We start from the raw sequence: 16,732 nt of genomic DNA on the forward strand, positions 1-16,732 counted from the left end.
GTCCCGGCCGGCCCCGCGTACGCCCGCGTACCTCTTCCTGTTTCTGACGGATCGTCATATCGTGCGCCGCGCCACCCCCACGGCTGCCCGGGACCGCCGCGGCAGCCCGCCCGCACTCCGCGAGGAGCACACCGTGGGAGAGCCGCACCCGCCGCACCCGTCCGCCGTCCCGCGCCCGGCCGCCCCCGGGACACAGCCCCCGCCCGCCCTCCGCGCCCGGTCGCTCGGCCGCTCCTTCGGGCGCGGCCGCAAGGCGCTCACCGCACTCGGCCCGCTCGACCTCGATGTCGCGCCCGGCGAGTTCGTCTGCCTCGTGGGCCCCTCGGGCTGCGGCAAGTCCACCCTGCTGCGGATCGCCGCGGGGCTGCTCCGGCCCGGCACGGGTGAGCTGGAGATCCGCGCCGCCGGCCCACGCCCCGCCGCGATGATCTTCCAGGACTACGGCATCTACGACTGGAAATCCGTACTGGCCAACGTCCGCTTCGGCCTGGACGTCCAACGCGTGCCCCGCAAGGAGGCGGACGCCCGGGCCCGCTCCTGGCTGGCCCGGATGGGGCTCGCGGACTTCGCCGACGCCTACCCGGCCGTCCTCTCCGGCGGCATGCGACAGCGCGTGGCCATCGCGCGGGCACTCGCCGTCGAGCCCGAGATCCTGCTCATGGACGAGCCGTTCGCCGCCCTGGACGCCCAGCTGCGCACGATCCTCCAGGACGAGCTGCTGGACCTCACCCAGCACACGCACACGACGACGCTCTTCATCACGCACAGCCTCGAAGAGGCCCTCGTCCTCGGCGACCGGGTCCTGGTGATGTCGGCGCGGCCCGGCCGGATCATCGCCGAGCGCCGGCCGCCCTTCGGCCGCCCCCGGAGCGGAGCGGTCCGCGGCGCCCCGGAGTTCACCGCGCTCAAGGCCGAACTGTGGGAACTGCTGCGCGGCGAGGTGGACAACCGCTCCCGCACGCCGGAGGTGCGCGCATGACGCTCACCGACCGCGCCGCGCCCCGCGAGACCGTCCTCGTACGCCGACCGGGCCCGCGCGAACTCCGGCCGCGCCGCGCCCACCGGCGCCGCCGCGCCCTGGAAACCGGTCTGGCGCTCGCCGTCCCGGCCGTCCTGGTACTGCTGTGGCAGCTGGCCGCGACGAGCGGCTGGATCGACGCCCGGATCTACCCGGCGCCCACCACGATCCTGGCCGACGGCTGGGACCGGGCGCTGGCCGGAGCGCTGTGGCCGGACGTGTGGGCCACGCTCCAACGGGTCCTCTCGGGCTATGCCATCGGGACCGTCTCGGGCTACGCGCTCGGCCTCCTGATGGGCTCGCTCGCCCTCGTGCGCGCCGCCCTGGAGCCGCTGCTGGACGCCCTGTACGTGGTGCCGAAACTGGCCCTGCTGCCGGTCTTCCTCAACATGTTCGGGCTCGGCGAGGGGCCGCAGATCGCGCTGGTCGCGGCCACCGTCTTCTTCTTCGTGTGGATCTCCACCATGGCGGCGGTGCTGGCCGTGCCGGCCGGGCACCGCGACGCCGGACGGGTCTTCGGCGCGAGCGCCTGGCAGATGTTCCGGCACGTACTGCTGCCCGCCTCGCTGCCCGCCGTACTGGTCGGGGCCCGGATCGCGGCCGGCGTCGCGGTCCTGGTGATCGTGGCCTCGGAGCAGATCGCCGCGGCCGACGGCCTCGGCCATCTGATCTTCGACTCGCGCGCCCTGTTCCAGAACGACGTGATGTTCGTCGGGATCGTCTGCGTCGCCGTGCTCGGCGTGCTCTTCTCCGAACTGGTGCGGCTGGTCGGCCGCTTCCTCACCCCCTGGGCGCCGCGCGACCGCGGCCGCTCCCAGAGCTGAGCCCGTAGCCCTCTTCGCGTACGGAGGCCCCATGCGTCGCCGCACCACCGCGCTCGCCGCGCTGACCGCCGCCCTTGTCCTCTCCGCCGGCTGCACCGCACAGGAGCCCCCCGCGGCGGCCACGAAGCCCCGGCCGGTCAAGCCGGTCGCCGGCTGCGGCGCGGGCGCCTGGACCGACCCCGCCGACCTGGCGCCGGACCGCGCACCGGCCCGCTGCGACAAGGGAACGCCGGCCGCCCGCCCCCTGAAGAAGCGGCGGTCGCTCACCCTGGCCACCGGCACCCTGAACGCCGAGTACGTCGCGCCCGTACGGATGGCGCTGGCCAAGGGCGAGTTCGCCAAGGAGGGCCTGGACGTCCATCTGAAGGTACTGCCCACGCCCGAGGCGCTGCCGCTGCTCGCCAAGGGCGACGTGGACGTGCTGTGGGCGGCGCCGGAGGCCGCCGTCGTCAACGGCGTCGCCGGCGGCTTCGACATCCGCTGGGTCGCCGGGAACTTCTCCCCCGACCCGCGGTCCAGGAGCGGCCTGTGGATCCGCCTCCGCAAGGGCGAGACCGCCCGCTCGGCGTCCCTGAAGAACGCGAGCCTCGGCACGATGATCGGCAAGGGCTCCGTGATCATGTACCCGATGGACCGGTCCTTCGCCCGGCACGGCGCCCGCATGGACTCCGTCACCTTCCAGCAGCTCGGCTCAGCGGACGTGCTGACCGCGCTCACCGGCGGCGGTGTCGACGCCGCCTGGCTGCTGGACCCGGTCTGGCGGACGGTCGCCCATGACAAGAGGTACGCGTTCCTCGGCGGCCAGCCGCAGGGCGAACCGCTCGGCGGCGCCCTGTACGGCCCGAACCTGCTGCAGCGCGACCCGGACGCCGGTGTCGCCTTCCTCCGCGCGTACATCCGTACCGTCAACACCTACTTCCGCGGCGACTACAAGGCCGACGGGAAGTTCGTCGCGGAGCTGGCGAAGCTGCTGAAGGTCGAAGCGGACGTCCTGACGGCGGTGCCGTCGCTGCGGATGGACTGGGAGATCCGCAAGGGCACGGCGGACCGGCTGCAGCGCGCCTACCGCGACGCGGGGGTCACCGAGGGAGCGCCGGTCCCGGAGAACCGGCTCGTGGACCGCGCCCTCTACGCGGAGGCGGTCGGCCACCGGCCGTGACCGCACGCACACATGACGAAGGCCCGGATCCTGAGATCCGGGCCTTCGTCTTCAGTAGCGGGGACAGGATTTGAACCTGCGACCTCTGGGTTATGAGCCCAGCGAGCTACCGAGCTGCTCCACCCCGCGCCGTTGTGTTCACAACTCTAACCCCAAGCCGACGACCAGCGCAAATTCATCTCCCGGCGCCCCGCGCACCGGGTGTCCGGCCGGCCTCGCGGGACCGGCCGGACCTCATGCGCTCAGCTCCTCCTTGAGGGCGTCGCTCAGCCGCGAGGCACGCTGGGTGACCTCCGGCGGCCCCAGCTCCACGGCCCGCGCGCACCACCGCTGGCTCTCCGCGAGCGCGCCCCGCCGGGCCGCCAGCAGCGCGAGGCGCAGCGCCGCGCGGCCGTGCCCGGCCTCGGCGGCCCGCGTCCACCACAGGGCGGCCTCCGGGAGGCTGCCCTCGCGCGCCAGCAGCAGCCCGAGGTTGAAGGCCGCGTTGCGGCTGCCGGCCTCGGCCGCCGCGCGGTACCAGTCGGCGGCCGCCACCGCGTCGCCCCGGGACGCGGCGAGCATGCCCATCCGCACCTGGGCCCCGCGGTGCCCCTGCTCCGCGGCGCGCTCGTACCACTCCTCGCTCTCGCCGCCGGACTCCTCCGGGCCGCGGGCCTCCCGGTCCAGCAGCGCGGCGAGCCGGTAGGCCGCCTCGGTGCTGCCGGCGCCCGCGGCGCGCCGCAGGTGCCGCTCGGCGTCCTGCCACTCGCCCTCCCGCAGGAAGGAGATGGCCGCCTGCAGCGCCGCCTCGGTGTGCCCGGCATCAGCCGCTCGCTCGTACCACTTGCGGGAGGTGCGCTCCGCGCCCCGGCCGGCGTGCAGGATGCCGAGGTTGAACGCGGCGTCCACGCTGCCGGCCTCGGCCGCCTTGGAGAACCACGGCTCGGCGCCGGACGCGTCGCCGCGCTGCAGGAGCAGCACGGCGAGCGCGTTGGACGCCTCCCGGTGACCCGCGTAGGCGGCCCGGCGGTACCACTGCTCGCTGCGGCCGTCGCTGCCCTGCTGGGCGCAGAGCAGACCGATGTTGTACGCGCCGTTGACGTCGCCGGCCTCCAGCGCCGCGCGGTACCACCGCTCGGCGGTCTGCAGCTCGCCGCGGTCGGCGTGCAGCGCGCCCAGCGCGTTGGCGGCGTTGCCGTCGCCCTCCTGGGCCGCCCGGCGCCACCACTCGGCGGCGCTCTCCTCGTCGCCCGCGTCCTTGAGCAGGAAGCCGAGCGCGCACGCGGCGCGCGGCTCGCCGTCCTTGGCCGCGATGAGGTACCAGCGCCCGGCCTCCTTCAGCTCGCCGCGCTCCTCCAGGAGCGTGCCGAGGTGCAGCGCCGCCCTGCGGTGACCGCGGGCCGCGGCCTGGCGGTACCACTGCTCGGCGGCGGCGCGCGGTTCGGCGTGCTCGCCGTACGCGGAGCCGTCCGCCTCCCGCTCGTCGAGGATGCGCGCGAGACGGTACGCCGCTTCGCGGTGGCCGCGTTCGGCGGCGGCCACGAACCACTGCTCGGCGCCCTCCTCGCCGCGGTGGTCCAGCAGGTCGGCCAGCGCGTACGCGCCCAGGCAGTGGCCGGACTCGGCGGCCTGGCGCAGCCAGTACTCGGCGGCGGGCTCGTCGCCGCGCTCGCGGTAGTGGCGGCCCAGCGCGTGCGCCGCGGCGGCGGAGCCGGCCACGGCGGCGATGCGCCACCAGCCGGCCGCCTCGTCGGCGTAACCGCGCTGGTGCAGCAGGACTCCGAGGTTGTTGGCCGCGGCCCGGTCGCCCGCGACGGTGGCGGTGCGCAGGCACGGTTCGGCACCGTCCAGATCACCGCGCCGCAGCAGCATCGCGCCGAGCATGCTCGCCGCTGCCGGATCGCCGGCGGCGGCCGCCTTGCGGTGCCCCACCTCGTCCAGGACCTCGACGGCCTCGGGCGGCTCGGCGGTCTCCGCCGCGTCCGTCGCGTCGTCCGCGACCGGCGGCAGCTCGGATTCGCGCCCGTCGTCGGGCGCATGCACAAACGGTCCTGTCTCCAACAACCTTGCCTTGTCCCCCATAAGGGCCATCGTCGCACCACCCGAAGCCCGGGTACACCTGGTATACCGCAGCCAGTGAGGTCACTACAGCGTTTTGTCGACTTCCCGACACGACGACATGCCAAACGCTCGGAAGACGAGTCTCCCCAATGCGAGTGGTTTAACGCGCACATATGTGACGCCCACACATGACGAAGGCCCGGATCCTGAGGATCCGGGCCTTCGTCTTCAGTAGCGGGGACAGGATTTGAACCTGCGACCTCTGGGTTATGAGCCCAGCGAGCTACCGAGCTGCTCCACCCCGCGCCGTTGTGTATTTAAGGTACCACGGCGCGGAGTCGCAGCCATAATCCGCGGTCAGCCGCCCTGCTTGTCCCCCTCGTCCGAGCCGCCCCTGTCCGACGAACCGCCCTTCTCGCCCGCCTTCTTCTCGGCGGCGGCCGCCCGGTCCAGCGCGGCCTTCAGCTTCTTCTGCGCCTCGCCGTAGCCGCTCCAGTCGCCTTCCACGCGGGCCTTCTCGCCGTCCTCGTAGGCCTGCTGCGCATCGTCCAGCGCGTCCTGCACCGACTGGTCCGAGGGCGGGGTCGTACTGCCCTCGTCCGGCGGCGTGGTGGTGTCCTCCTCGCCGTCGTCACCGATGTTCGGTGCCTTCTTGCCGAACACCACGTCCAGCGCCTCGCCGAGGCTGTTCTCGAAGGCCGCCTTGTTGCCGTAGCTGACGAGCACCTTCTTCAGCAGCGGGTAGTTCGTGCCCGCGCCCCTCAGATAGACCGGCTCGACGTACAGCAGGCCGCCGTCCAGGGGGACGGTGAGCAGGTTGCCGTACTCGATCTCCGAGTCGCCCTTCTTGAGGATGTTGAGCGTCTTGGCCACCGTGTCGTCGGAGTTGAACTTCGACTGCACCTGCTGCGGACCCGGGACCGTGGTCTCGGACGGGAGTTTGAGGATTCTGATCTTCCCGTAGTCCGGACTCTTGGCGTTGGCGTCGACCGCCATGAACGCGCCCAGGTTGTCCCGCTTGTTCGGCGTGAACGTCGTCGTCAGCGAGAACGTCTGGTTCTTCTGGTCCGGCATCTTCATGCTGAGGTAGTACGGCGGAACCGCGGTCGCCGACTTGGTCGTCGGGTCGTTCGGGATCTGCCAGCGCTCGCTGCCGGTGTAGAAGGTGTTCGCGTCGGTGACGTGGTAGGTGGTCAGCAGCTGCCGCTGCACCTTGAACAGATCCTGCGGGTACCGCAGGTGCTCCATCAGGTCATTGCTGATCTTCGACTTCGACTCGACCGTGCCGGGGAACGCCTTCATCCAGGTCTTCAGGACCGGGTCCTTCTTGTCCCACTGGTAGAGCTTGACGGAGCCGTCGTACGCGTCGACCGTCGCCTTCACGGAGTTGCGGATGTAGTTGACCTGGTTCTGCTGGGCCACCACCGCGCGCTGGCCGTCGGTCAGCGAGTCCGCCGTGGTGTCGCCGAGCGTGGTCCGCGAGGCGTACGGATAACCGTTGCTCGTGGTGTACGCGTCCACGATCCACTTGATGCGGCCGTCGACCACCGCCGGGTAGGCGTCGCCGTCGATGGTGAGCCACGGCGCGACCGACTCCACGCGCTCCTTGGGCGTGCGGTTGTACAGGATGCGCGAGCCGTCACCGATGGCGCCCGAGTACAGGATCTGGGGCTCGCCGAAGGCCACGGCGTACGCCGCCCGGTTGACGGGATTGGCGAGGTTCACCCCGCTCTTGCCGCTGTAGCTGTAGCTCTTCTCGCCGCTGTCGTCGGAGTAGTCCAGCTCCTTCTGCGGACCCCCGACGATGGAGTACTGCGAGGTCTTCTCGCCGTAGTAGATGCGCTGCTCGTACTTGCCCAGGTGGCCCTTGGCCGGGAGGTTCTTCTCGGTGTAGTCCGGCTCGCCCTCGTTGACCGTGCCGGTCCCCTTGGCGGTGACCGCGCCGTACCCGTGGGTGTACTTGAAGTGGTCGTTGATCCAGTTGCGCTCGGGGATGCCGGCGATGTTCAGCTCGCGCAGGCCGATGACGGTGTCCTGCTCCTTGCCCTTGTCGTCCTTGTACCGGTCGACGTCGAGCGTGGCGGGGAACTGGTAGTAACCGCGGACCTGTTGCTGCTGCTGGAACGTGGGCGAGACGACGTTCGGGTCCAGCAGGCGCATGCTCGCGGTGGTGTCCGCGTCGGCGCGCAGCCGCTCGTTGTCCGCCTTGTCCGTGGGCTTGTAGTCACCCTTGTAGCCGGTGACCTTGGAGCCGCCGATGCCGTAGGCGTCCCGGGTGGCCTGGATGTTCTCCTTGATGTACGGAGCTTCCTTGGCCTGCTCGTTCGGCTGGACCTGGAACTTCTGCACGATGGCCGGGTACAGCCCACCGATCAGGACGGCGGAGAGCACCATCAGGCCGAAGCCGATGACCGGCAGCTGCCAGGTCCGCCGCCAGAGCGTGGCGAAGAAGAGCACGGCGCAGATCGCCGCGATGAAGAACAGGATCGTCTTCGCCGGCAGGTAGGCGTGCGCGTCGACGTACCGCAGGCCCGTCCAGCCCTCGGCGGACTTCAGCCCGCTGGACTTCACCGCGAGGCCGTACCGGTCCAGCCAGTACGCGATCGCCTTCAGTGACACGAAGATGCCCAGCAGCACCGAGAGGTGGCCGGTGGCCGCGGCAGTGGCCCGCGAACCCGGGCTCGTGACACGCAGGCCGCCGTACAGGTAGTGCGTGAGCGCCGCGGCGATCAGGCACAGCACCACACACGCGAAGCCGAAGCTCAACAGGAAGCGGAACCACGGCAGGTCGAAGGAGTAGAAGGAGATGTCCTTGCCGAACTGCGGGTCCTTCTGGCCGAACGGCACACCGTTGACCCACTGCAGCCAGGTGCGCCACTGGCTGGAGGCGGACGCGCCCGCGATCAGACCGACCAGCGCGGTGACCGCGATCAGCACCCACTTCTTGTACGGCGCGATGCTCATCCGGTAGCGGTCCAGGCTCTGCTGCTCCAGCGACATGGCGCTGAGCGGCGGGCGGAGCCGGTGGGCCAGCCAGACGTTGACCCCGATGGCCGCCGCCATCAGCACGCCGAAGAAGAAGAACAGCCCGACCTTGGTCCACAGGGTCGTGGTGAAGACCGAGGAGTACCTCACCGAGCGGTACCACAGCCAGTCGGTCCAGAACCCGGAGAACATCACGAAGAGCATGGCCAGCACGGCCAGCACGCCCAGGGTCAAAAGCCCGGTCCGCATCCGCCGCGACGGGCGGCCCACTCTCGTCCGTGGCCCCGATGGGCCTGAGCCGCGGTCCGGCATCTGGAAAGCCAAGGTGCGCACCTCGAAGTTCGCTGTCGTATGAAGCGGGCCCGGTGATAGTAGGACCCACTGTTGCAACTTACTAAGGCTTTACCCGGTTCCCGTTTTCCGGGAAGTTCAGGGCACGATATTCCACATGACCAACCTCCCCGTGGACGGCACCCCTCTCGCCGCCGACCCGCTGACCCGCGCCGTGCTCGAAATCGACGAGTACGCGGCCGGGATCGGCTGGGACCAGCCCGCCCGACTTTTCGCCCTTGTGGACACCGCGCGCCTGCGCGACCAGGAACCCGCCCTCGCCGCCCAGCTGGGCATCGACGAGAACGCCGACGCCTCCCTGACCCCCGTGGAGCAGGACGAGGTGCCCGCCACCGTGCCGCTCGACGAGTTCCTCGCCACCATCGCCTGGCCCGACGCGGTGGCCGGCTGCGCCATGACCGTGGAGCGGCTGATGCTGCCGCCGTCCGCCGAGGAATCCGTGCCGGCCGGCATGGACGAGGACGAGCTGGCCAAGTGGGTCGCCGAGCACCCCGACCGCCAGGAGGTCCGGATGACCGTGGCGGTGCTGCGGGACGGCCGGCGCGAATCGGCGCTGCGGCTGCGCGAGAAGGACTCCACCGCCGAGGTGCTCACCGGGGCCGACCTCGTACCGGGTCTGGCCGAGGCACTGACGGCGACGTTCGAGGAGTAGCGGAGCAGCTGCTCCGGGGCCGGGGCACTGTCGGGGCGCTGGGGGCTGGCGCCTGGGGGGGCGCGGCGCCGGGATGCCCGGGGGGGGCTCCCGTGTGCCGGGGGCTCCCGTGTGCCGGGGGCCCCCGGTGCCGGGGGCATTCGGATGCCCCAGGGGGCGCTCCGGGGGGGGAGCGCCTCGCTGCGGAAACCGGTCCGCCGTCAGGAACGCCCGGCCGGCGTGCAGCTGGGCAGATCCTTCGTGTCGCCCTTCCGGATCTTCGCGAGGGCCCGCGTCGCATCGTGAATGGTGTTCACCTTGACGAGGCGGAGGCCGTCCGGTGTGTCCTTGGCCGCGGTCGCGCAGTTGTCCTTCGGCGTCAGGAAGTATTCGGCGCCCTTGTCGCGGGCCGCGACGGTCTTCATCGAAATGCCGCCGATCGGCCCGACCACGCCCTTCTCGTCGATCGTTCCCGTACCGGCCACGAACTTCCCGCCGGTCAGGTCGGCCGGCGTGAGCTTGTCGACGATCCCGAGGGCGAACATCAGGCCGGCGCTCGGACCGCCCACGTCGGCGAGCTTGATGTCGATGTCGAACGGGAACGTGTGGTCGAGCCCGGCCTGGATGCCGACGATCGCCCGGCCGTCGGTGGCCTTCTTGGTCGTCAGCGAGACATCACGGCCGCCCGTGGGCTTCTTGCCCTTCTTCTCCGCCGCGGCCGCCTCCTTGGCCGGGATCAGCGTGAAGGTGACCTTCTCGCCCGGCTTGCGCTTCGTGACCAGCCCGGCGACGTCGGTCGGCTGCTTCACGGCCTTGCCGTCCACCGCCTTGATCACGTCACCGGCGTGCAGCGCGCCGTCGGCCGGGGTGTCCTTCATGACGGAGGCGACCACGACCTGTGTGTCGACCGGGATGTGCAGCTCCTTCAGGGCCGCCACCTTGGCGCTCTCCTGGGACTGGCTGAACTCCTCGGCGTTCTCCTGGTCGGCCTGCTCGGCGGTCTGGTCGTCCGGGTAGAGCGTCTTGTGCGGCACCACGGCGTTGTCGTGGGCCAGCCAGCCGTACGCCGCCTCGAAGAGGTTCATGCGGTAGTCGGGGCCGGTGACGCGGACCGTCGTCATGTTCAGATGACCGGTCGTCGGATACGTCTTGCGGCCCTCGATCCGGAGCACCGGCTCGCCGGCGTGATCGCCCAGGGTGTTGACCGTCGGCCCCGGCGTCATCTGCGCGTACGGCACGGGGATCAGCACCCCGGCGCACAACAGCGCGATCAGCATGAGGGTCGAGGCGAGGAGCGTCGCGGTCCGGCGTGGCATGGAACGACAGTACGGGACGAGTATGACAAGCGGCCCGCGGGGCCGTCCGTACGGGTCCCGGCTCGCCCCGGCGGCTCAGGCCGCGTCCGAATGCTCCTGCGGACGCGCGTCCTCGGACCGCTCCATCGCTTCGCGGAACCGGGCGTAACCGGCCAGCTCGGCGACATCGCCGGCCTTGCGGTTACGCGTCGTCCAACTGCTCCACACCGTGGCAGCCAGCGCGGCGAGAAGCGGAATCAGCAACCAGAGGAGCGCACCCATAGCGGCCTCCCGACCCCTTGTACAACCGCAACGACGAATTAGCAGATTAACCATCCGCCAGCTCAACGCTCACGCCCGGGTGCGGGTTACGCAACCGGAGGAGGATGTCGACTGTCCGGCTGATCAACGGGCGACTGCGGCGGGGCACCCGTGGAGAGCGCGTACCCACTTCGGAACAGCTCACCGCCCCCGCGCGCCCCATCCATGCGCCCTACACGCTTTCTTTACGCCATTCGGGGCGCGGGACCCGCGGCCTGTCCTGGGTGGGTGTCACGCGCCCTCCCGTCACCCGACCTCCACCCCCAGAAGACGGCGCTACCCGTCACCCGACCTCCACCCCCAGAGGACGGCGCTTACGCGCCGACCCACTCTTCGGTCCCGTCCGAAAACGTCTGGTGCTTCCAGATCGGCACCTCGTGCTTGAGGTCGTCGATCAGCCGTCTGCACGCCTCGAAGGCCTCCGCGCGGTGCGCACAGGACACCGCGACGACGACCGCGAGGTCCCCGATGGCCAGGTCCCCCACCCGGTGGACCGCGGCCAGCGCCCGTACGGGGAAATCCGCCGCCACCTTCTCCGCGACCCGGCGCAGCTCAGCCCCGGCCGACGGATGTGCGGAGTAACCGAGCCCGTCGACGTCCGAGCCGCCGTCGTGCGAGCGGACCGTGCCGACGAACAGGGCGGTCCCGCCGGACGCGGCGTCCCCCACTGCGGCGAAGACCTCGTCCACGGACAGCGGCGTGTCCCGGACGGCCAGCAGCCGGATCGGATCCGCCACCCCCTGCTCACCGGGGTGGTCGGGATGTGTCGACGGGTGGTGGTTCGTACCTGACATGCGCCCATCGTGCCCCACGGACACGGCACTGGGGAATGGCTGTTTCACCTGGTGTACGGACCGCCGTATGGAGGGTCCTACCAGACCGTAGGGGAACGGACGGCGGGTACGGACGACGCCTTCCCGCCGTCCGGAGGGAGCCACCGCTTCCGTACGGTCCCCGGCGCGTCGGGGGCGTGCGGGGCCCGGGAGGCGTGAACGGGTCGCCGGCCGTCCGCTTCGGAGGCGGCGCCCGGTGCGCTCAGAGGCGCCGCCGGGCCTTACGGGCGCGGCGCACGAGGGCGGCGGTGCCCAGGAGGGCGACGGTCGCGCCCGCGGCGCCGGCCGCGGTGGCGTCCTTGCGGCCCAGCCGGCGCCCGGCCACGGTGTGCCGTCCGGCGACCTCCTCCAGGAGCTCCGCGAGCACCTCCTCATTGGTCCAGCGCGGCCGCCAGCCCGCTTCGTGCAGCCTGCTGCCGCTGACCACCCACGGGTGCATGGTGTACGCCAGGTCGCCGGCGGGCGACGGCGTGAGCCCGATGCGGTGCAGCCGGGCCGCGGCCCCCAGGGCGACCGAGGAGGGCAGCTCCATGCGGCGGATGCCGGTGAGCTCCTCGACCTCCTCCTGCTCCAGCCAGCCGTCGCAGCCGACCGCGAGCTCGCCCTCGACCTTCTCCAGCGCCGCGTACTCCAGCGCGCTGACCAGGTCCTCCACGTGGCAGAACTGCCAGGTGGGGCGGGAGCCGGCGACGACCAGGAGGCGCGGCGACTCGAAGTACCGGGTGAGCGCCGTGTCGGTGCCGCCCACGAGGACGGTGGGGCGCAGCACGGTGACGTTCAGCCCCGGGTGCGCTCGCGGCGCCCGGTGGGCGAGGCGTTCGATCTCCAGGAGGTCGCCGACCCCCGTGGCATCGGCGGTGGCGCGGAGCTCGGCGTCCTCGGAGAGCGGGACGTCGTTGTCGGGCAGCGCCCCGTAGACCATCGCCGAGGTGCACAGCACGACCCGGTGCACGCCGGCCGCGGCGGCCGCCGTGAGGACGGTCTGGGTGCCGCGCACGTTGTACGCGGTGCGGGCCGCCGGGTCGGTCTCCAGGTCGAGGTCGAGCGCGAGGTGCACCACGACGTCGGCGCCCCGGAGCTTCTCCGCGATGGCGGGGTCGCGGACGTCCAGTACATGCCAGTCGGCGCCCTCCTCGTCCCCGCGTCGCTCGTCGATGGCCACGACCCGCTTGACCTCCTCCGATTCCAGCAGGGCGCGGGTCAGCAGCGTGCCGATCCCGGACGCGGCACCGGTGACCGCCACGACGGGGCGGTGCTGCGGTGCGCCTGCCGCGGCGAGGGTCGTCTCGGGCGTCTTCTCGGGCCTGGCAGCGTCGTTTCGCGCTGCGCGAACGGTCGGATCTGGGGAACTCACCGGGCGTCTCCAGCGGTTGTCTTCAGTACGTATGCGCACCGGCGCGTACGGACCAGCGTGCGTCCATCCTGCCGCAGGCACCCCGACAGCCAAGCACCGAGCCCCTCAGCGGCGCGGGGTGTCACAGGGGCGTCGGACCGTCTTCTCCGCGGCCGCGGAGAACGGCCGGGCACCCTCTAGGCTGGAAGGGAATGTCGGGCAGCCGCCGTCGGCCCGGGGCCGGCGGCCCTACGAGCCGAGGAAACCCGTGAGTGACAACCCATTCGGATTCGGCCTTCCGCCGGAGGAGCCGGAGGACGGCGACAACGGCAAGCAGAAGGGCGGCCAGGGAGGTAGCCAGGGCCCCGCGAATCCGTTCGGGTTCGGCGGCGGGAGCGGCGGCGCGGACAACCCGTTCGCGACGCTCTTCGGCGGCATGGGCGGGCCCGGGGGCGAGATGAACCCCGGCGACCTCGGAGCCGCCTTCCAGAAGCTCGGCCAGATGCTCTCGTACGAGGGCGGCCCGGTGAACTGGGACATGGCCAAGGACATCGCCCGGCAGACGGTGGCGCAGGGCGCCCCGGACGGCAGCAAGGACGCCAGCGTCGCGCCCGGCGAGCGGGCAGCGGTCGAGGAGGCCGTGCGCCTGGCCGACCTGTGGCTGGACGGCGTGACGTCGCTGCCGTCGGGTGCGGGCAGCGTGGTGGCCTGGAGCCGTGCCGAGTGGGTCGAGGAGACCCTCCCGGTGTGGCGCGAGCTGGTGGACCCGGTCGCCGAGCGGGTCGGCGCCGCGATGGGCGATGTGCTCCCCGAGGAGATGCAGGCCATGGCGGGCCCGCTGCTCGGGATGATGCGCTCCATGGGCGGCGCGATGTTCGGTACGCAGATCGGGCAGGCGCTCGGCACCCTGGCCGGCGAGGTCGTCGGCTCCACGGACGTCGGGCTGCCGCTGGGACCGGCCGGCAAGGCCGCCCTGCTGCCGGGCAACGTCGAGGCGCTCGGCTCCGGCCTGGGCGTGCCGCCCGAGGAGGTGCGGCTGTACCTGGCCCTGCGCGAGGCCGCCCACCAGCGCCTCTTCGCCCACGTGCCGTGGCTGCGCTCGCACCTCTTCGGCGCGGTCGAGGGCTACGCGCGCGGCATCAAGGTCGACACCAGCAAGCTGGAGGACGCGGTCGGCCAGCTGGACCCGGCCCACCCCGAGCAGCTGCAGGACGCCCTTCAGCAGGGCATGTTCCAGCCCGAGGACACCCCGGAGCAGAAGGCCGCGCTGGCCCGCCTGGAGACGGCGCTGGCGCTCGTCGAGGGCTGGGTGGACGCGGTCGTGCACGCCGCGGCGGCACCGCACCTCCCGTCGGCCGACGCGCTGCGTGAAACGTTGCGGCGGCGCCGGGCGACCGGCGGCCCGGCCGAGCAGACCTTCGCCACCCTGATCGGTCTGGAGCTGCGTCCGCGGCGCCTGCGGGACGCCTCGCGGCTGTGGGCCTCGCTCACGGACGCGCGCGGCCTGGAGGGCCGGGACGCCCTGTGGTCGCACCCGGACATGCTGCCCACGGCGCAGGACCTGGACGACCCGGACGGCTTCGTGCACCGCGAGCAGCTGGACTTCTCCGAGCTGGACAAGATGCTCGGCGAGGCGGCGCAGGGCACGGCCGAGGGCGGCCGGCCGGACCTGACCAAGCGCGAGGGTGCCGAGGGTGAGCGCCCCGAGGGTGACGCTTCCGAGCGTGCGGACGGCGACGAGGGCGACGGCGGCAAGTGGCCCTGAGCCTTCATGAGGACGCGGCGCGGGTCCTGAAGGAGTGGCCCGCGCACGCGCCCGATCAGGAGCGGCTGCGCCTGGCCTACCTGGACCACCTTGCCGCGTACCCCGACGGCATGTGGAAGCCCTGCGGCGACGGGCACATCACGGCGAGCGCCCTGGTGGTCGACCCGTCGCGCGGCCGGGTGCTGCTCACGCTGCACAAGAAGCTGCGCATGTGGCTGCAGATGGGCGGCCACTGCGAGCCCGAGGACGCGACGCTGGCGGACGCGGCGCTGCGCGAGGCGCGCGAGGAGTCCGGCATCGCCCGGGGCCTGACGCTGCTGCCCGGCGGCCCGGTGCGCCTGGACCGCCATCACACGCCGTGCGCGTGGCACCTGGACGTGCAGTACGCCGCGCTGGCCCCCGAGGGCGCCACGGAGGCGATCAGCGACGAGTCGCTGGACCTCCGCTGGTTCCCGTACGACGAGGTGCCCGGCGTGGCCGACGAGTCGGTGGTCCGACTCGTGGAACGGACCAGAGCGCTGCTCTGAGGCGCGCTGCTCCAAGGCGGGACGAGAAGGCCCGGCACCGGGAGGGTGCCGGGCCCTTTCGCGTGTCCCCGGCGGGCGCCCTGCCGGTCCGGAGGCGCCCTGCGCATCCTTCCCGGCGGCGTCCGGTCGGGCCGTGGATTCGGCCGGGTCGTGCATCCGGCTCAGTTCGTGAATTCGGCTCAGTTCGTGAAGATGTTGCCCTGGTTCTGCCCGCGGGCGCCGTGCCGGCCCATGCCGTACTGCGCGGCGAGGCCCTGCCCGATGGCCGCGTTCTGCGGCGGCAGCAGCTCGCTGGGCTGGACGAGCGCGTAGCCCTGTCCGAGGAAGCTGAGCTCCCAGCCCTCGCCGGTGCTGCCGCGGCGCCGCCACACGCCCGAGGAATGCGTCTGGGCCTGCATCTGGACGCGCAGCGAGGTGGCCCAGGCGACCACCGCGTCGGCGTCGGCGTTCACGTACTTGTCGGGTGTCACCTGCATCATCAGCGGCTGGCCCGAGGTCATCAGCGCGACCTTGCCCTGCCCGGAGATGTTGAGCTGGTACTTGCCGGTGCCCGAGATGCCGTACTGGCTGTCCACGGAGATGACCTCCCAGTGGAGCGTGGAGTCCAGCGCGAGCACGTAGTTGCTGTCGACGGTCAGGCCCTCGTGGTCGACGTCCACGAGGTGCACGTGCTGGGCGAGGTTGGCCAGGTAGACCGTGCCCTGCCCGGACACGCGCATCAGGTCCAGGCCCTCGCCGGCCCGGGCGCGCTGCCGGCGCTGGTTCGGGGTCTGGTACTCCCCGTCGAATTCGAGCAGCCCCTGATAGGCGACCATCGTGCCCTTACGGGCGAGCAGGTCCTCGTGGCCGGTCAGCGCGACCCGCAGGAGCTGCGGGTTCTGAAGTGCGTACCGGTCCTGCGTCTGCGCCTCTGTGTAGGCGAAAAGCGGGCTCTGCATGGTTACGGAAGTCCTCCCCCTCAGCCCCGGGCCCGGAGCCGGTCGGCGCTGTCCTCGCTGGGCTGTACGACCACGAAGCCCTGGCCGGAGAAGCCGAGCTGGTACGCCTCGCCACTGCCGCGCCCGATCATCGAGGACGCCTTGAAGCTGCGCTTGCCCTTCACGTTCAGATTCGTCGACCAGGCCACGAGCGCGTCGGGATCGACGTAGGTCTCGTCCTCACCGCGACCGCAGTCGACGACGATCGGGGTGCCGCGCGACGTCAGCGCGACCCATCCGGTGCCCGAGATCCCCACGTTGAACAATCCCTGTCCGGCGAACTTCGCCATCCCCTTGACGCGCTGGACGCCCCACTGGAGGTGCGCGTCGAAGGCGAGCAGGTTGGTGCCGTTCACGGAGATCGCGTCGTCGTTGAGGTTCAGGCACACCACGTCCGCGCCGTAGTCGGCGAGGTAGAGGAGGCCGTCCCCGCCGGCCTTCATGAGGGGCGCGCCCTCGCCTGTCAGCCACTGGGAGGCCATCTGACGGACGGCCGGCGGGTTCGGCTCGTACTGGACGAAGCCCTCGTAGGCGACCATCGAACCGGTGCGGCAGAAGACGTCCTGGCCGCTCTGCATGGCGATCTTCACCATCGCACTGCCGTGGTTCTCCATGCGGGCCGCGGGTGCGGTCGGGGCATAGCCCGAAAGCTGCTGCTGAGTCATGACGGGCT

The 16,732-nt window shown here is 71.9% G+C and carries 14 protein-coding genes and 2 tRNA genes; 6 read left to right on the forward strand and 10 right to left on the reverse strand.

All coding sequences use genetic code 11. From position 1 onward, the window contains the following. Positions 1 to 133: 133 nt before the first annotated feature. The 3 genes from ACZ6WH_RS33860 to ACZ6WH_RS33870 are packed head-to-tail and all read left to right on the forward strand — an operon-like array spanning position 134 to position 3,001. Complete coding sequence (locus ACZ6WH_RS33860; protein WP_469733476.1) at positions 134 to 979, forward strand: ABC transporter ATP-binding protein; 846 nt, start codon at positions 134 to 136, stop codon at positions 977 to 979. Continuing rightward, complete coding sequence (locus tag ACZ6WH_RS33865; protein WP_469733314.1) at positions 976 to 1,842, forward strand: ABC transporter permease; 867 nt, start codon at positions 976 to 978, stop codon at positions 1,840 to 1,842. The genes ACZ6WH_RS33860 and ACZ6WH_RS33865 overlap by 4 nt, the downstream gene beginning before the upstream one ends. A gap of 31 nt (positions 1,843 to 1,873) precedes the next feature. Continuing rightward, entirely contained in the window at positions 1,874 to 3,001 is a 1,128-nt protein-coding gene (locus ACZ6WH_RS33870) for an ABC transporter substrate-binding protein (protein ID WP_469733316.1), read from the forward strand. Positions 3,002 to 3,056: 55 nt separating this feature from the next. On the opposite strand, the gene ACZ6WH_RS33875 is transcribed toward ACZ6WH_RS33870, so the two are convergent. From ACZ6WH_RS33875 to ACZ6WH_RS33890, 4 genes are all read right to left on the reverse strand, one after another. Further along, a tRNA-Met gene (locus tag ACZ6WH_RS33875) sits at positions 3,057 to 3,130 on the reverse strand. A 105-nt stretch (positions 3,131 to 3,235) separates the two neighbouring features. Then, entirely contained in the window at positions 3,236 to 5,071 is a 1,836-nt protein-coding gene (locus ACZ6WH_RS33880; RefSeq protein ID WP_432858617.1) for a tetratricopeptide repeat protein, read from the reverse strand. Between the two features lie 202 nt (positions 5,072 to 5,273). After that, positions 5,274 to 5,347 (reverse strand) — tRNA-Met (locus tag ACZ6WH_RS33885). A gap of 51 nt (positions 5,348 to 5,398) precedes the next feature. Beyond that, on the reverse strand, positions 5,399 to 8,338 hold the full coding sequence (locus ACZ6WH_RS33890; RefSeq protein ID WP_432864676.1) for a UPF0182 family membrane protein: 2,940 nt from the start codon (positions 8,336 to 8,338) through the stop codon (positions 5,399 to 5,401). 136 nt (positions 8,339 to 8,474) lie between these two features. Between ACZ6WH_RS33890 and ACZ6WH_RS33895 the strand changes: the two genes are divergently transcribed. After that, positions 8,475 to 9,029 (forward strand): PPA1309 family protein, encoded by a 555-nt coding sequence (locus ACZ6WH_RS33895; RefSeq protein ID WP_361563929.1) that lies wholly within the window; start codon positions 8,475 to 8,477, stop codon positions 9,027 to 9,029. A 200-nt stretch (positions 9,030 to 9,229) separates the two neighbouring features. Here the strand turns inward: ACZ6WH_RS33895 and ACZ6WH_RS33900 are convergent, their stop codons facing one another. The 4 genes from ACZ6WH_RS33900 to ACZ6WH_RS33915 form a co-directional block, all read right to left on the reverse strand. Beyond that, positions 9,230 to 10,324 (reverse strand): YlbL family protein, encoded by a 1,095-nt coding sequence (locus ACZ6WH_RS33900; protein ID WP_432858615.1) that lies wholly within the window; start codon positions 10,322 to 10,324, stop codon positions 9,230 to 9,232. A 75-nt stretch (positions 10,325 to 10,399) separates the two neighbouring features. Then, positions 10,400 to 10,585 (reverse strand): hypothetical protein, encoded by a 186-nt coding sequence (locus tag ACZ6WH_RS33905; RefSeq protein WP_469733319.1) that lies wholly within the window; start codon positions 10,583 to 10,585, stop codon positions 10,400 to 10,402. A 353-nt stretch (positions 10,586 to 10,938) separates the two neighbouring features. Further along, on the reverse strand, positions 10,939 to 11,418 hold the full coding sequence (locus ACZ6WH_RS33910; RefSeq protein ID WP_469733321.1) for a molybdenum cofactor biosynthesis protein MoaE: 480 nt from the start codon (positions 11,416 to 11,418) through the stop codon (positions 10,939 to 10,941). Positions 11,419 to 11,659: 241 nt separating this feature from the next. Beyond that, on the reverse strand, positions 11,660 to 12,811 hold the full coding sequence (locus ACZ6WH_RS33915; protein WP_432858611.1) for an SDR family oxidoreductase: 1,152 nt from the start codon (positions 12,809 to 12,811) through the stop codon (positions 11,660 to 11,662). Positions 12,812 to 13,058: 247 nt separating this feature from the next. On the opposite strand from ACZ6WH_RS33915, the gene ACZ6WH_RS33920 reads away from it, so the two are divergent. Both ACZ6WH_RS33920 and ACZ6WH_RS33925 read left to right on the forward strand, forming a co-directional pair. Continuing rightward, a complete protein-coding gene (locus ACZ6WH_RS33920; protein WP_469733323.1) occupies positions 13,059 to 14,555 on the forward strand; it encodes a zinc-dependent metalloprotease in 1,497 nt (498 codons plus the stop codon). After that, positions 14,552 to 15,082, forward strand: coding sequence for an NUDIX hydrolase (locus ACZ6WH_RS33925; protein ID WP_432858607.1), 531 nt, complete (start codon positions 14,552 to 14,554; stop codon positions 15,080 to 15,082). The genes ACZ6WH_RS33920 and ACZ6WH_RS33925 overlap by 4 nt, the downstream gene beginning before the upstream one ends. A 179-nt stretch (positions 15,083 to 15,261) precedes the next feature. Here the strand turns inward: ACZ6WH_RS33925 and ACZ6WH_RS33930 are convergent, their stop codons facing one another. Next, a complete protein-coding gene (locus ACZ6WH_RS33930; RefSeq protein WP_469733325.1) occupies positions 15,262 to 16,020 on the reverse strand; it encodes an AIM24 family protein in 759 nt (252 codons plus the stop codon). Between the two features lie 20 nt (positions 16,021 to 16,040). Then, on the reverse strand, positions 16,041 to 16,724 hold the full coding sequence (locus ACZ6WH_RS33935) for an AIM24 family protein (protein WP_432858603.1): 684 nt from the start codon (positions 16,722 to 16,724) through the stop codon (positions 16,041 to 16,043). Between the last annotated feature and the right edge of the window lie 8 nt (positions 16,725 to 16,732).

This window comes from Streptomyces sp. NPDC050806 (assembly GCF_055586425.1).

What these genes read in the sequence shown, in the direction of transcription:
- ACZ6WH_RS33865 (WP_469733314.1), top strand. Translation starts at nt 976, where the DNA reads ATGACGCTCACCGACCGCGCCGCGCCCCGCGAGACCGTCCTCGTACGC.
- ACZ6WH_RS33870 (WP_469733316.1), top strand. Translation starts at nt 1,874, where the DNA reads ATGCGTCGCCGCACCACCGCGCTCGCCGCGCTGACCGCCGCCCTTGTC.
- ACZ6WH_RS33880 (WP_432858617.1), bottom strand. Translation starts at nt 5,071, where the DNA reads ATGGCCCTTATGGGGGACAAGGCAAGGTTGTTGGAGACAGGACCGTTT.
- ACZ6WH_RS33890 (WP_432864676.1), bottom strand. Translation starts at nt 8,338, where the DNA reads ATGCCGGACCGCGGCTCAGGCCCATCGGGGCCACGGACGAGAGTGGGC.
- ACZ6WH_RS33895 (WP_361563929.1), top strand. Translation starts at nt 8,475, where the DNA reads ATGACCAACCTCCCCGTGGACGGCACCCCTCTCGCCGCCGACCCGCTG.
- ACZ6WH_RS33900 (WP_432858615.1), bottom strand. Translation starts at nt 10,324, where the DNA reads ATGCCACGCCGGACCGCGACGCTCCTCGCCTCGACCCTCATGCTGATC.
- ACZ6WH_RS33905 (WP_469733319.1), bottom strand. Translation starts at nt 10,585, where the DNA reads ATGGGTGCGCTCCTCTGGTTGCTGATTCCGCTTCTCGCCGCGCTGGCT.
- ACZ6WH_RS33910 (WP_469733321.1), bottom strand. Translation starts at nt 11,418, where the DNA reads ATGTCAGGTACGAACCACCACCCGTCGACACATCCCGACCACCCCGGT.
- ACZ6WH_RS33930 (WP_469733325.1), bottom strand. Translation starts at nt 16,020, where the DNA reads ATGCAGAGCCCGCTTTTCGCCTACACAGAGGCGCAGACGCAGGACCGG.
- ACZ6WH_RS33935 (WP_432858603.1), bottom strand. Translation starts at nt 16,724, where the DNA reads ATGACTCAGCAGCAGCTTTCGGGCTATGCCCCGACCGCACCCGCGGCC.